Here is a 13549-nt window from a genome sequence, read left to right as displayed (position 1 = left end):
TACAATAAAAAATTACAAAGTAGTCAAGGCTTTATTTATCGCCCCTTCTACCCTGTTTAATACCGAATCATTGTCGGATTTAACAAAACTTTCGCCGGTTATCTGTTCAAATAACTCTATATAACGATCTGATATCGAGTCAACTATATCTTTAGTCATTTCAGGAACTACCTGACCATCTTTGCCCTGAAAACCATTCTCAATCAGCCATTTCCGAACAAATTCTTTTGACAATTGCTTCTGCGGCTCGTTATCTTTTTGACGTTGCTCGTAACCTTCTTTGTAAAAATACCGTGAAGAATCCGGTGTGTGTATCTCGTCTATCAGGTAAATTGTCCCGTCCGCTTTACCAAATTCGTATTTAGTATCAACCAGGATAAGACCACGCTGAGCAGCAATCTCGGTACCACGCTGATATAAGGCATGAGTATATTTCTCTAATTGAGCATAATCCTCCGCTGATACTATTCCACGAGCCAGAATATCTTCTTTAGAAATGTCCTCATCATGACCAACTGACGCCTTCGTAGTTGGCGTAATGATTGGTGCAGGCAGTTTATCATTTTCTTTTAATCCTTCTGGCAAACTTACACCGCATACCTGTCTTTTGCCTGAGCTATATTCCCGCCATGAGTGCCCGGCCAAATAACCGCGAATTACCATTTCTACTTTAAATGGATCACAAATACGGCCAATGGTTACACTCGGATCAGGAACAGAAACAACCCAGTTAGGCACGATATCGCTTGTGTCATGCAAAAATTTGGCAGCTATCTGGTTTAACACCTGCCCTTTATAAGGAATTGGTTCTGGCAATACCACATCAAAAGCCGAGATGCGGTCGGTAACCACCATTGCCAGGTATTTGTTATCAATAGTATATACATCCCTCACTTTTCCTTTGTAAAAGTTGGTCTGCCTTGGAAAATGAAAATGTGTCTCTTTTATTGCGTTCATTTTGTAAGTCTTGAGCCTAAAGTCTTGAGTCTTAAGTCTAAACCAAAAACGATGACTTAGAACTTTAGACTCACGACTTGAGACTATTGAATGTCCCCGTATGCCTCTAATATGCGTTTCACCAGTTTGTGGCGCACTACGTCCTCTCCTGTCAGGTAGATCAGCTCGATACCTTTGATATCCGTTAAAATCCTTAAAGCGGTGTGTAAACCCGATTGCTGTTTCTTAGGTAAGTCAATCTGCGTTACGTCACCAGTCACGATAAACTTAGCCGATGGCCCCATACGTGTTAAGAACATCTTTAACTGCATATCGGTGGCGTTCTGCGCTTCGTCCAATATTACAAAGCAGTTATCGAGCGTACGACCGCGCATAAATGCCAATGGAGCAATTTCTATAGTACGGTTCTCCAGGTATACCTTCAGTTTTTCTGCAGGTATCATGTCATCCAAAGCATCGTACAATGGTCTCAGATATGGATCGATCTTTTCCTTCAAATCACCTGGCAAAAATCCAAGGTTCTCCCCTGCTTCTACTGCCGGACGGGTGAGGATAATGCGCTTGATTTCCTTATTCTTTAAGGCCCGGACTGCTAATGCTACCGCCGTATAAGTTTTACCTGTACCTGCAGGACCGATAGCGAACAGGATGTCATTTTTATCGATACCGGTCACCATTCGTTTCTGGTTGGCAGTTCTTGCTTTTACCAAAATGCCGTTAGGGCCAAATACCAATACTTCGCCGGTTGTCGATTTATCGTTTGCTGGTTCGGGTGTTGAACTTGACGAAGGTTTCGAGCCCAGGATCCTTTCCAGGTCGGTTATATTCAGGTTCTCGAACTTCTCGACATGATTCAGAAGATGCGTAAATTTTTCATCGAAAACCGTCAATTCGTGATCATCGCCTAAAACCTTCAGTTCATTACCTCGTGCAACTAATTTTAGCTTCGGGTACTGTTTTTTTATGATCTCGAAGTGGTCGTTATTAGGTCCCCACAACACAGCAGGGTTAACATTATCTATAGATATTTTAAGTTCGTTCAACAGTAATGAATTTATAGTTGCAGAATTTTTTATGAATTAAAAATTTAATATTTGTAGCATCAAATGCTAGCACAAGATTAGCAATAAATATTTAAAAAATTAATGGCAATAATAACTTTAACTACTGATCTGGGCGACAAAGATATTTACCAGGCTGCACTTAAAGGAAGTATTTTAAAATTGTTGCCAACCGTAAATATTGTTGATATAACCCATAGCGTAGCAGCCTTTAATGTGCAACAGGCAGCTTTCATTTTAAAGAATAGTTTCTACTATTTCCCTGAAGAAACCGTTCACCTTATAGGCATCGATACCGTTTATAATTCGGATACTAAATATTTGGCAGTCAGGTATAAAAACCATTATTTCGTAGGTTCTGACAATGGCATTTTTTCGTTGATGTTCGCCTCGGACCCGGACGAAATCGTTGAGCTGAACATTATGCAGGATCTCAAATTTCTGCACTTTCCATTGGCCGATATTTTTGTAAAAGCAGCATGTCATCTGGCAGGCGGAGGTAAATTAAACGAGATCGGTTTGCCTTTGGAGAGCATGGAAAAGAAGATGAACCTGCAGCCGGTTGTGGAAAAAAATATGATTAAAGGTGTGGTGATCTATATCGATTCATTTCAGAATGTGATCACCAATATTACCAAGGAGTTTTTCAATAAAGTACAGCAGGGACGGCAGTTTACCTTATCCTTTAAACGCAACGAAACCATCAACCACCTCAGCTGGCATTATAACGAAGTACCGGAAGGTGAAAAGCTATGTTTATTTGGGATAAGCGACCATTTGGAAATTGCTATAAACAAAGGGAACGCAAGTGGGTTATTAGGCTTAAACCTGGGCGACAGCGTCATCATCAATTTTGAATAATTGCACATGAAAAAACTTTTGGGACTTTGCTTTTTGTGTTTATTCCCCGTGCTGGTCTTCGCACAAAAATCAAATTCTGATTCTTTAGCCTACCAATTACAACGGGCAAAGATCAACCAAATGCTAGAAAACCGACGGCAAAAGTTTGGACAATATGATCAAAGCCTGAAAAAGCATACCGGCATATTCGGATTGCAAACCAAAAAGGACATCCGACGCTCTAATGATATTTTGATGGATATCGTCAAAACCGACGATGATATATTCCGCGAACTAAAAATATTGATGGATTATCGTGTTTTTCAGCAGCAACAGGCACAAACGCACTCAACCCAATCAGAAAATGTGACGCTGGCTTACATGAATACGATTAACCGGTTAAGGGAGCAGATTGAACAGTTAAAACTGGAAGCAGAAAAAGAAAAAGCACATCAGCAGAGCCTGTTACGCATCCTTATCGGCGTTGTAGTTCTCCTATTTGTGTCAATTTTATTTTTATTAACGAGGAAACGGACAGTTAAGGCTTAGTTTTGTAGCTTTTATAATCAGAAAATGGCAAGAGGAAGAAGTAGTCTGAATAGTGGTGGTAAACAGGGAGAAGAGCTTCCCAAAGCCAAACTAACCAGGCAAACCTTAAAAAATGTTTCCAAACTTTTATCGTACGTAAGGCCATATCGGGGCAAATTCATAGCCGCTTTATTTTTCCTGTTCTTATCCAGTTTGGTAGGTTTAGCATTTCCATCTTTTTTAGGTGGATTGATTGATGCAGCTCAAGGAAAACATACAAATAAGTTTTTACCGGAGACAGTACAAGGCATTGGTTTATTGGCATTAATTGTTCTTTTTTCACAAGCATTTATTTCCTTTTTCCGAATACTTTGGTTTGTGCAGATTGCAGAACGATCACTGGCCGACATCAGGCGCGATACTTATTTTAAGCTGATCACTTTACCAATGGATTTCTTCGCCAACCGTCGCGTTGGTGAGTTAAATAGCCGCATCTCGGCAGACTTATCACAAATTCAAGATACCTTAACCACTACCCTTGCAGAGATTATAAGACAGCTGGTTTTGCTGGTTGGCGGAGTTACTTTTCTGGCAATTGTATCTATCAAATTGACACTAGCGCTGCTTGTGGTTTTGCCGGTGTTGGTGGTAACTGCAGTACTTTTCGGACGCTTCATAAGAAAAATTTCCAGGCAAGCTCAGGATAAGCTGGCTGAGTCGAACACCATCGTTGAAGAGACTTTGCAGGGTATTGCCAATGTAAAAGCTTTTGTGAATGAAGCTTATGAATCAAACCGATATGGAAAAAACATTCGCGAGGTAGCCAACATAGCTATAAAAGGTGCTAAATACAGGGGATTGTTTGCATCATTCATTGTATTTGGCATGTTCGGCGCTATAGTAGCGGTAATTGCTTATGGATGTTTGCTGGTTAGCAATCATGAACTTACCGTTGGTGAACTATTCAAATTTGCTTTGTACGCTGTTTTTGTTGGTAGTGCAATGGGTAGCTTTCCAGAGCTTTATGCCAACATACAGAAATCGGTTGGAGCCAGTGAACGAGTTTTAGAAATATTAGGTGAAAAAGGCGAAGCCGTTTCTATTGACCATGCACAGAACGAGATCAAACAAAGAATTGAAGGGAATATCGCTTTTGATGATGTCAATTTCCATTATCCGTCGCGTCCTGAAATTGAGGTATTAAAAGGTGTTTCTTTTGATGCGCAAACCGGGCAAAAGATAGCAATCGTAGGGCCAAGTGGTTCCGGTAAGTCAACTATGGCTTCATTGATATTACAATTTTATCATCCGCAAAGCGGTACCATCTTGTTCGATCATAAATCGTCGGATAAATATAGCCTGACCGACATCCGTAACCGGGTAGCTATTGTCCCCCAGGATGTAATGTTGTTTGGTGGCACAATACAGGAAAATATCGCTTACGGTAAACTAAGTGCAACCAAGGAAGATATCATAAAAGCTGCACAGCGCGCCAATGCACATCAGTTTATCATGTCGTTTCCGGAAGGATATGACACCGTTGTAGGCGAACGCGGCGTAAAACTTTCGGGTGGACAAAGACAGCGTATTGCGATTGCACGGGCATTGCTAAAAAATCCTTCCATCTTAATTTTGGATGAAGCTACTTCTTCTCTTGACTCTGAATCAGAGCGCCTGGTGCAGGAAGCATTGGAAGAATTAATGAAGAACCGTACTTCTATTATCATAGCACATCGCCTGTCAACCATCCGCGAGGCTGATAAGATCATCGTTCTTGAAAAAGGTAAAGTGATCGAAAGCGGAAGCCATGAAGAACTGATCGGTAACGAAAACGGCCTGTATCGTTATCTGAGCCAGTTGCAGTTTGAAGCATAAATAGCTTATAGTTCATAGTTCATAGCCATTTGATTATCTTCACAGAGTTGTAAATGGTTATGATAGCAAAACGACGCTATGAACCATCAACCATGATCTATGAACTAATAAATAGAATGAAACTAACTATACACGGCGCGGCCCGGCAGGTGACAGGAAGTATGCACCTGCTTGAGGTTGACCAATATAAAATACTGATAGATTGCGGACTGGATTATGAAAAAGACCGCAGTGTTCAATCGAATGAAAATTTTCCCTTCGACCCGACGGAAATTGATGTGGTTGTATTAACCCATGCACATATCGACCACTCCGGTAACTTGCCTACGCTGATCAGGATGGGCTTTGATGGCCAGATACTGTGTACACCGGCAACGGCTGATCTGACCGAGCTATTATTGCTTGACTCTGTGAACATCTTCATGGGTAAGATCAATAAAAGTCGTAAACATAACCGCAAAAAACACCACCATCCTGCTCAGCAACCGTTGTATCTGCAAAAGCATGTAATGGATACTATGGAACGGGTGGTAACTATTGGGTTTAACCGGCCATTTCGCATTAATGGGAATATAGAACTGATTTTTATACCTGTTGGTCACTTACTAGGGGCTGCTGCAGCCGTATTCAAAATAAATGATCACGGTGAAGAAAAAACCGTTGCTTTTACAGGCGATATAGGCCGTAAAAATTATCCGGTGTTGGACGACCCACAAAATTTACCTCAAGTAGATTACCTGGTAACAGAATCAACCTATGGCGGACGTATGCATACTAAGGATAAAACCGTTGAACAGGCCTTGGTAGAAACTATAGATAAAGCCTGTATAAAAGAGCAGGGACGATTGATCATTCCTGCATTCAGTATCGGTCGTACGCAATCGCTGGTATATTCATTGAATAAGATATTTACTCAAGGATTGCTGCCACCAGTAAAGGTATTTGTGGATAGCCCGATGGCTATTGCTGCAACTGATATCTTCAGAAAGCACCATAGTCTTGTTAATAAAGAAGCACGTGAGTTCTATCAAACTAAAGGTGACGAGTTTGAATTTGAGAACCTGGTGTATATAGAAAGCTTGCAGGATAGTCGTCAGGTATCCAATTATTTTGAGCCGTGCATCATTATTTCATCCGCAGGCATGCTGGAGGGCGGGCGTATACAAGATCATTTGTATGATAACATCCAAAATTATTATTGTACCATCTTGTTCATCGGATACTGTGCAAAGGGAACACTCGGCCATCGGTTACTTCGTGGTGATCCTATCGTTTTTATAAAAGACAGGGAGCTATCAGTTTATGCCACTATCAGGCAAACAGATGTATTAAGCGCCCACGGTGACCATGAAGACCTGATGAATGTTGCCCGTCAGCAGGATAAGGATAAACTGAGAACCATTTTCCTTGTACACGGCGAAGAAGCCAGCATGCAGGCTTTAGCAGAAGCTTTGGAAGAGGAAGGCTTCCCGGTATCGATTCCAGAAAAGGATGTGACTTACGCGCTTTAAATACCTGATAGTTTCCCTTTATAATCTTGATAGCTATAGTAATTAAGCCAGATCGCAACCATGCAGTATTTAGTTACCGTATAAATCGGGATTAAATATTTTTTCGATTACAAATCTCTCTATTAATAAGTAAATAATATATTTAGGGGAAAATCTTATCATAAATGATCATCGTTTTCGGAACGCGTTTTTGCGGCAAAGTTGCCGCGGTCAACAATCAGTGGGTTGAATCAAAATTCTTTTCTATAATGTTTATCCCCATTTTCCCGGTGGGTTCAATGTTTGTTACGAACTCGAAATTCAGAAGCCGGAATGGTTTCAATATCGGTGTAAATGCTCAAAGCGTTAAAGCTGTGTATGGCCGAATACTCAGTCTTATATTTTCAGCTGTGTTTTTATACCTGGCCTTTGATAGCAGCAATAGTTATGAAGGAAACTCCATGCAAACTGTGGTATATCTGCTACTTGGTCTCCTGCTGGCAGGTTTGTGTGTATATTTCTACCTGTATTATGGCAAGCCGAGCCCAGATGATGTCGCATTAAGAAACAGAATGGGTGCGCTTACCGGGTATTATGCTTTGCCTCACTGGTTTGATTATCCTCAATTAAGAAATATGCTGGGCGCTCTTGAATTAAAGTATAAGCAGAAATATCCCGACAGCGATTGGAAAACTGATCTGCAAAGTGATGACATCGACCGGCACAAACATATGCTACTTTTTGGACTGGCGCTGTTTAATTGTATGGTTTACGATCTGCCCGAGAATGATGAGCTTTATGCCAAAGCTGATGCCTTGTTTAACTAGAGTTTTTACTATTCTATTCCCTCAGAAACCCGGATATAATATCCGTTGATATCAATAAAAGCAAACTCGCGTAATCCGTAAGGATGGGTTCGTAAGGTATCGGCAAACTCAATGCCCCTGGCTTTGTACTCTTTAAATATCTCGTCGATATTTTCTACAAACCACATCAAAGGCAGCCGACTTTTGGGATAACTGCTTATGATAATCACAAAATCCGGGGCTTCGCCAAAAAGCAGACGCATATCATCCCGCCTTATGCCGCCATCAGTTTCATTTCCATTTTTGTCGGTCCAGGTCCATTCATCAGAAAATCCAAGTGTGTCGCGATAGTAATCCAGCGTTTCCCTGAGATTCTTTACAGGAAGAAGCGGATTAATCCTGATAAATTTCTTCGTTTTCATCTAATTTGGGCATTAATCATACCCAAATTAGAAATTAAAATTGAGATTACGCTAACTGAACTTCTGCGTTATCTTCCAGGAATTTAGCGATCTGCATTTGCTCATTAACAGAGAGATAGCCGTTATATTCCCAGGTTTGATTGTTTGGCGAAAAAGAAAAATAACCACCCGGTGTTTCGTCCTCCTCAAACCAAATGGAATAAATCATAGAGCTATCAATTCCATAATTTTGAAGGTTATCGTATTTACCGATCAATTTTATGTAATTGGTATTGCCATTCGGCATTCGTAATTGTAGAGATAAAAGGTTGTTCATATGTCGTAGTTGTAATTATTTGAGCTAATTTTTAAAATGCTCGCAGAAAATTAAGCTAAAACTATGCCAATTGTTATCTTGCAGCCTTTTCCGCAATTAATATGAAACATTCTCTCTTACTCATTTTTTTAATTTCCATTCTATATCTCCCTGAGGCAAAAGCACAAAGCAGCAATGAATTAAATAACGGTTGGAAATGCGCACCCGTCGACAGTATTAAATTTGATGGTTACAAAATTTCCACATCCGGCTTCGATCTGAGCAAGTGGATGCCCGCCACTGTTCCCGGGACAGTTCTGACAACTTTACTGAACAATAAGAAGGTTCCGGATCCCTTCTTTGGGATGAATAATGAGCAGATACCGGATATCTACAAAACCGGACGAGATTACTACACTTATTGGTTTGTAAAAGACTTCAAAGAACAAACCGGCGCTGATGACCAGGTGTATCTTGACTTCAGGGGAGTAAATTATAGCTGTGATATTTACCTGAATGGAAAAAAGCTCAACAAAGCGCCACAAGTGGGGATGTTTCTCCGCTATAGTTACAACGTGACCTCATATCTGAATAAAAATGGGAATAACCGATTGGCCGTGCTGGTGCATCCTCTTGATGTACCGGGCAATCCGAATGGCGGCCAAGGCGGCGATGGTACCATTGCCCGCAATGTTGGTTTGCAATATACCGCCGGATGGGATTGGATACAGCCTATGCGTGACCGTAATACTGGTATATGGGATAAAGTTATTATCCGAAAAACAGGGAAAATCCGCATCACAGATACCCATGTAATCACTTTGGTTCCGGGCGTGCGCCAGGTTGAAGGGCCGCAACAACCTGCAACTGTTAAAGTATCAGCTGAATTGAAAAACCCTACTGCGAACGTTGTGTCGGGTATTTTACAGTATGATATTGATGGTAAAACGGTATCAAAAAATGTTTCGCTTAAAGCTAACAGTACCCAAGAAGTTAGCCTGAATGATCTTGTCCTTCAAAATCCCAAATTATGGTGGCCTAATGGTTACGGTCCGCAGAATTTGTATGATCTGCATGCGCGCTTTTTGATCAGTGGTAAAGTTTCTGATCAGGAAAATATTAAGGTCGGCGTTCGTCAAATTCAAAGCGAATGGAATACACAAACCAAAAGCAGACAGATTATGGTCAATGGGCAAAAGATATTTATCAAAGGCGGAAACTGGATCATTTCGGATGCTATGCTGCGTCTTTCCGATTTGCGCTATGATGCTGAAGTACGTTTCCATCGCGATATGAACCTGAACCTGATAAGGGTTTGGGGCGGTGCAATGATAGAGCGCCCGGAGTTTTATGATGCTTGTGACAAATACGGTATGCTAGTTTTCCAGGATATGTGGGGATCAGGAGACTGTAACGGTCGCTGGCAAGATCCTATGAAAAAGGATGACCAATGGACAAGAAGAAAATATCCGGATGATCATTCCCTGTTTTTACGTTCGATAGAAGATCAGGTAAAAATGGTGCGCAACCATGCCTCGCTGGCTATCTGGTGCGGTGGCAACGAGATCACTCCACCAGAAGATATTTTAGCCGCACTCCGTGATACCATCATGCCTAAACTGGATAATACACGCTGGTTTGTGGATTATTCAAATTCTGATGCCATGTCATACAATACGCTGTTGGGCAATGGTGATGGGCCTTATGGAATTCAACCCCTATCAGTTTTTTGGCAGCATCAGACTTATCCGTTTAACTCTGAGGTGGGATCGATTGGCGTAAGCGATATAGAATCCCTGAGGAAATTCATCCCGAAAGATCACCTGGATAATATCCCGGTTTACGATGAATCGACTCATAGAAACAAAACCGACGAGGTATGGGATTATCATAAATATATCGGGTATGATACCAGCATCAACAAATATGGTGAAGCAAAAAATGCAGAAGACTTTGCCTTTAAAGCTCAATTAGTAAACTATGATCAGTATCGTGGACTGATGGAAGGCTTTAGCGCCCATATGTGGGAATGGTATACCGGCGCCATTATCTGGAAAACACAAAACCCATGGACAGCTATGCGCGGACAGATGTACGATTATTACCTCGATCCGAATGCCTGTTTATATGGACTGCATAACGGCAGTGAACCTTTGCATATCATGTACAATCCGGTTACTGGCGTAGTAATGGCTGTTAATAATACGTTTAAGGCCCGCAGTGGTATGATGCTGGTTGTAAAAGCTTATGACATGGATGGAAAAGAAACTTTACTTGACCAGGTTTTTGCTGATATCGGCCCAACGCTTCCAAAAAAATATATGTCTATTAAAAACAAGGTTGACCAACTAGCTACAGATAAAGGTATCTTCCTCGACCTGGAATTCCAGGATGCCGATAAAAAGCCGATTACCCAAAACATTTACTGGATAGCTGATAGCAAAGGAAATTATTCTGGATTACAGAAAATGAAAAAGAGCGACTTGGTTGTAAGTGCAAAATATCTGAAACCAGGCAAAGTTGAAGTGACCCTGACCAATGATAAACAAAATGTTCCTGCATTCTTTAACAGGGTCTCAATAACTGATGGCAATACAAAAGCTCGCTTGCTGCCTGTATTTTACAGCGATAACTATATTACCGTTTTACCAGGCGAACAAAAGAAGATCATTATTGATTGCGATCAATTCAAGGGGAATAAAAACATGCAGGTGTCTATCAATGGATGGAATACACCTTTAAGGTTTATTGATATAGCAAACTGATAGTCTTATCCTATAAGTACCGAACCGTTGCTGATATTCATTTTATGGATAAGGCAACGGTTTCTTTTTGAGGAATTTTAATGTTATCAAAGCTTTTCCGCTACTTAACTTTACTTTGTTGATTTAACAAAAAGATAATATTAAATTTATACTTCTATCATATACATTTGAACTTATTCAAATCATGAAAAAGGAAAAACAAGAATCTCCTGCAAAAGCAGCCAAAAAAATAGCAACCAAATCGATCCAGCAACGCCTGGTAAAAACACTAAATACCATAACAACCGAATTAGGTCAGGTAGAGATCGACATTGAAAAAGAGGCAAAAAAATTAGCCAAGAAAATCACCAAAAATCTAAAATCAGCTAAAGAGCCTGAAAAAACTGCGGCTCCTACAGTAGTTAAGAAACCTACAGCTGCGGCTAAGAAGGTGGAAAAAGCTCCTGCAGCAACCAAGGCAAAACCTGCAACTAAGCCAGCTCCTGTTGCGGCGGCGAAGAAACCTGTAGCAAAAGCTGCTCCGGCTAAAGCACCAGCACCTAAAACGGAAACGCCAAAAGCTACAGCTCCAAAAAGCTCAAAGAAATAATAAGCTTAATAAGTACTACAACGATTTGCAAAATCGTAAGGTATTGCCATCGCTATCAGTTATATAGAACTCTCTTGTTCCCCAGGTTTGGTTTAGCGGCCCCTGGTGTACAGGAGAGTTCTTTTTGTGTGATGTATCCAATCCTCGTTCAAGGTATTTGTTGAACAGACTATCCACGTCATCAACCCATACATTTGCCACTGATCCGTACAAGTTGTCACTCTCGTATGTAGTCAGTTGTAGCTCGGCACCTTCGTTTATCAGGTCGACGCCACCCCAATTATTAGCTGATGGGTCAGTATATTTTAGCTTAAAATCGAGTATACCGGTATAAAAATCTATCGCATCTTTTAGGTTCCGGCATTTAAATAGCGGGATTATTTTCATAATGCACTTGTTTAGATTATTCCGTCAAATGATGGTGCAGTAATAAGGCATAAGGTATTTTAGGTACTATCCATGTCGATTTGGGCGGCAATATCTCTCCCGCTTCTGCAACGGCTATTAGTTGCTCAACACTTACAGGGCAAAGTGTAAATACAATTGCGTCAGGATAAACGACTAGTATGGCATTGATCTCATCCATGGCCATTTCACCTCCTGCGCATTTTAAACGTTGGTCTGTTTTAGGATCTTCAATGCCAAAGATCGGTGCCAATACAGTTTCCTGCAAGATATATGCATCAAGGTTGGCTGCTGCACTTGTATTACTATAAAGATAGGGCTTAGCTATTAATGAGAACCAATTCTTCTCAAAATACATTCCGAAGTGATGCGGCTTTCTGGGCTGTACTTGTTGCTGTGCCTGCTGAATTTCAAAATGTTGTTTTAACTGATTAAAGAAAGCTTCTTTATCAATTGCTTCTGAAAGAACCACTATCCTGTCATATTCCTCAATTCGCAATTGATCTGTAGCCATATAAAGCGAGGATATATGATCGAATTCTATCGTTCCATTTTTTCGTTGTTCAGCTGCCAATAAAGCTGATGACTCTAAACGATGATGCCCATCGGCCAGGTAAACGGTTTTTATCTTTTCAAATGCATCAATAAGATGCTGTTGAACTGTTTGATCTTCTATTTTCCAGAGATGGTGCAGACCATGCTCATTGCCGTAAGTGATTTTTTTATTGTTCTTTATCGTTTCTGCAATGATCCGGTTAATGGTAATATCGGGATGATAAGCCAACAGAACGGGGCTGCCCTCAAGACCCGTATTTTTACGATAGTTAGTTAAACGCCTGATACTATCAGCAAAAGTCAGTTCATGTATTTTAATATTACCTTGTGTATAATCCTCCAATGATGTTAATGCCCAAATCCCTGTCTGGCGATAAGTTTTATGTTCAACTTCGTATACATATATTCCGGGAGCTTGTTCATGCCATAGTTTATCGTTCTCAAGCAATTTTTTCAGCGTATCCTTTATATCCTGGAAAGCTTTTGCCTGTCCTTCCGGCGTTTCAGGGCGTAATCTCGCTCCTGTCTCCAATAAAGTTTTTAACGGAGCTAATGTGCCGTCTTTAGTCTCATCGCCCGAAACAGACTCCACCTGTAACGAGGTAAATACCAATTGATCTGCATAAAGAGGGTTCGACCTGATTGCTCTAAAAGGTTGGATGTTCGCCATAAATAGGTTTATAATAGTGCAATATAGTAAACAAAAAAGGCCCGTATTGCAGGCCTCTTTTGTTAAAATTATTCTCCCCGTTTTCGCTGGTTATCACGATTGGATGTTTGATCCGAGCGCTGTCCGCCGCCATTGCTGATACCGGTTGATTTAATTGGTTCTTTATGATTAGAAAATGCGCGGTCGGAAGTTGGTCTACCCTGGCCGGCTTTATTTTCTTTTGAATTTGGTTGTGTTTTCATAATTTATATAATTAGTAACAAAAACATAACAATTGATCTTCTTAATTTG

General features: G+C 40.7%; 14 protein-coding genes. 7 read left to right on the top strand and 7 right to left on the bottom strand.

All coding sequences use genetic code 11. The annotated features are described in order from the left end of the window. Nucleotides 1-12: 12 nt before the first annotated feature. Nucleotides 13-957: a phosphoribosylaminoimidazolesuccinocarboxamide synthase gene (locus VIM89_RS16385; RefSeq protein WP_488157254.1), complete on the bottom strand. Its 945-nt coding sequence runs from the start codon at nucleotides 955-957 to the stop codon at nucleotides 13-15. A gap of 83 nt (nucleotides 958-1040) precedes the next feature. After that, the gene (locus tag VIM89_RS16380) at nucleotides 1041-2000 is read right to left on the bottom strand and encodes a PhoH family protein (RefSeq protein ID WP_488157253.1); all 960 of its coding nucleotides are present in this window, start codon (nucleotides 1998-2000) and stop codon (nucleotides 1041-1043) included. A gap of 102 nt (nucleotides 2001-2102) precedes the next feature. Between VIM89_RS16380 and VIM89_RS16375 the strand changes: the two genes are divergently transcribed. The 5 genes from VIM89_RS16375 to VIM89_RS16355 all read left to right on the top strand — a co-directional run bounded on the left by VIM89_RS16375 (nucleotide 2103) and on the right by VIM89_RS16355 (nucleotide 7578). After that, nucleotides 2103-2879: an SAM hydrolase/SAM-dependent halogenase family protein gene (locus VIM89_RS16375; protein ID WP_488157252.1), complete on the top strand. Its 777-nt coding sequence runs from the start codon at nucleotides 2103-2105 to the stop codon at nucleotides 2877-2879. Nucleotides 2880-2885: 6 nt separating this feature from the next. Beyond that, nucleotides 2886-3407, top strand: a complete 522-nt coding sequence (locus tag VIM89_RS16370) for a hypothetical protein (RefSeq protein WP_488157251.1) — start codon at nucleotides 2886-2888, stop codon at nucleotides 3405-3407. A gap of 24 nt (nucleotides 3408-3431) precedes the next feature. Next, entirely contained in the window at nucleotides 3432-5261 is a 1830-nt protein-coding gene (locus VIM89_RS16365) for an ABC transporter ATP-binding protein (protein ID WP_488157250.1), read from the top strand. Between the two features lie 116 nt (nucleotides 5262-5377). Further along, nucleotides 5378-6772: an MBL fold metallo-hydrolase RNA specificity domain-containing protein gene (locus tag VIM89_RS16360; RefSeq protein ID WP_488157249.1), complete on the top strand. Its 1395-nt coding sequence runs from the start codon at nucleotides 5378-5380 to the stop codon at nucleotides 6770-6772. 164 nt (nucleotides 6773-6936) lie between these two features. Further along, nucleotides 6937-7578 (top strand): hypothetical protein, encoded by a 642-nt coding sequence (locus VIM89_RS16355; RefSeq protein ID WP_488157248.1) that lies wholly within the window; start codon nucleotides 6937-6939, stop codon nucleotides 7576-7578. Between the two features lie 8 nt (nucleotides 7579-7586). Here VIM89_RS16355 and VIM89_RS16350 read toward each other — a convergent pair whose 3' ends face one another. Together VIM89_RS16350 and VIM89_RS16345 are read right to left on the bottom strand one after the other, a co-directional pair. Next, nucleotides 7587-7979 (bottom strand): VOC family protein, encoded by a 393-nt coding sequence (locus VIM89_RS16350; protein WP_488157247.1) that lies wholly within the window; start codon nucleotides 7977-7979, stop codon nucleotides 7587-7589. A 46-nt stretch (nucleotides 7980-8025) separates the two neighbouring features. Further along, complete coding sequence (locus VIM89_RS16345; protein WP_488157246.1) at nucleotides 8026-8295, bottom strand: hypothetical protein; 270 nt, start codon at nucleotides 8293-8295, stop codon at nucleotides 8026-8028. 101 nt (nucleotides 8296-8396) lie between these two features. Between VIM89_RS16345 and VIM89_RS16340 the strand changes: the two genes are divergently transcribed. Then, nucleotides 8397-11039, top strand: coding sequence for a glycoside hydrolase family 2 protein (locus VIM89_RS16340; RefSeq protein ID WP_488157245.1), 2643 nt, complete (start codon nucleotides 8397-8399; stop codon nucleotides 11037-11039). 184 nt (nucleotides 11040-11223) lie between these two features. Further along, nucleotides 11224-11628: a hypothetical protein gene (locus tag VIM89_RS16335; RefSeq protein WP_488157244.1), complete on the top strand. Its 405-nt coding sequence runs from the start codon at nucleotides 11224-11226 to the stop codon at nucleotides 11626-11628. Between the two features lie 15 nt (nucleotides 11629-11643). Here VIM89_RS16335 and VIM89_RS16330 read toward each other — a convergent pair whose 3' ends face one another. The 3 genes from VIM89_RS16330 to VIM89_RS16320 all read right to left on the bottom strand — a co-directional run bounded on the left by VIM89_RS16330 (nucleotide 11644) and on the right by VIM89_RS16320 (nucleotide 13500). Beyond that, a complete protein-coding gene (locus VIM89_RS16330) occupies nucleotides 11644-12015 on the bottom strand; it encodes a VOC family protein (protein WP_488157243.1) in 372 nt (123 codons plus the stop codon). A 16-nt stretch (nucleotides 12016-12031) separates the two neighbouring features. Then, nucleotides 12032-13258, bottom strand: coding sequence for a DUF1015 family protein (locus VIM89_RS16325; RefSeq protein WP_488157242.1), 1227 nt, complete (start codon nucleotides 13256-13258; stop codon nucleotides 12032-12034). Nucleotides 13259-13326: 68 nt separating this feature from the next. Then, nucleotides 13327-13500 carry a hypothetical protein gene (locus VIM89_RS16320; protein ID WP_488157241.1) on the bottom strand — a complete coding sequence of 58 codons (174 nt, stop codon included), beginning with the start codon at nucleotides 13498-13500 and terminating at the stop codon, nucleotides 13327-13329. Between the last annotated feature and the right edge of the window lie 49 nt (nucleotides 13501-13549).

Source organism: Mucilaginibacter sp. (assembly GCF_036568825.1).
Lineage (GTDB): Bacteria > Bacteroidota > Bacteroidia > Sphingobacteriales > Sphingobacteriaceae > Mucilaginibacter.
This window is presented reverse-complemented; position numbering and strand designations above follow the sequence as displayed.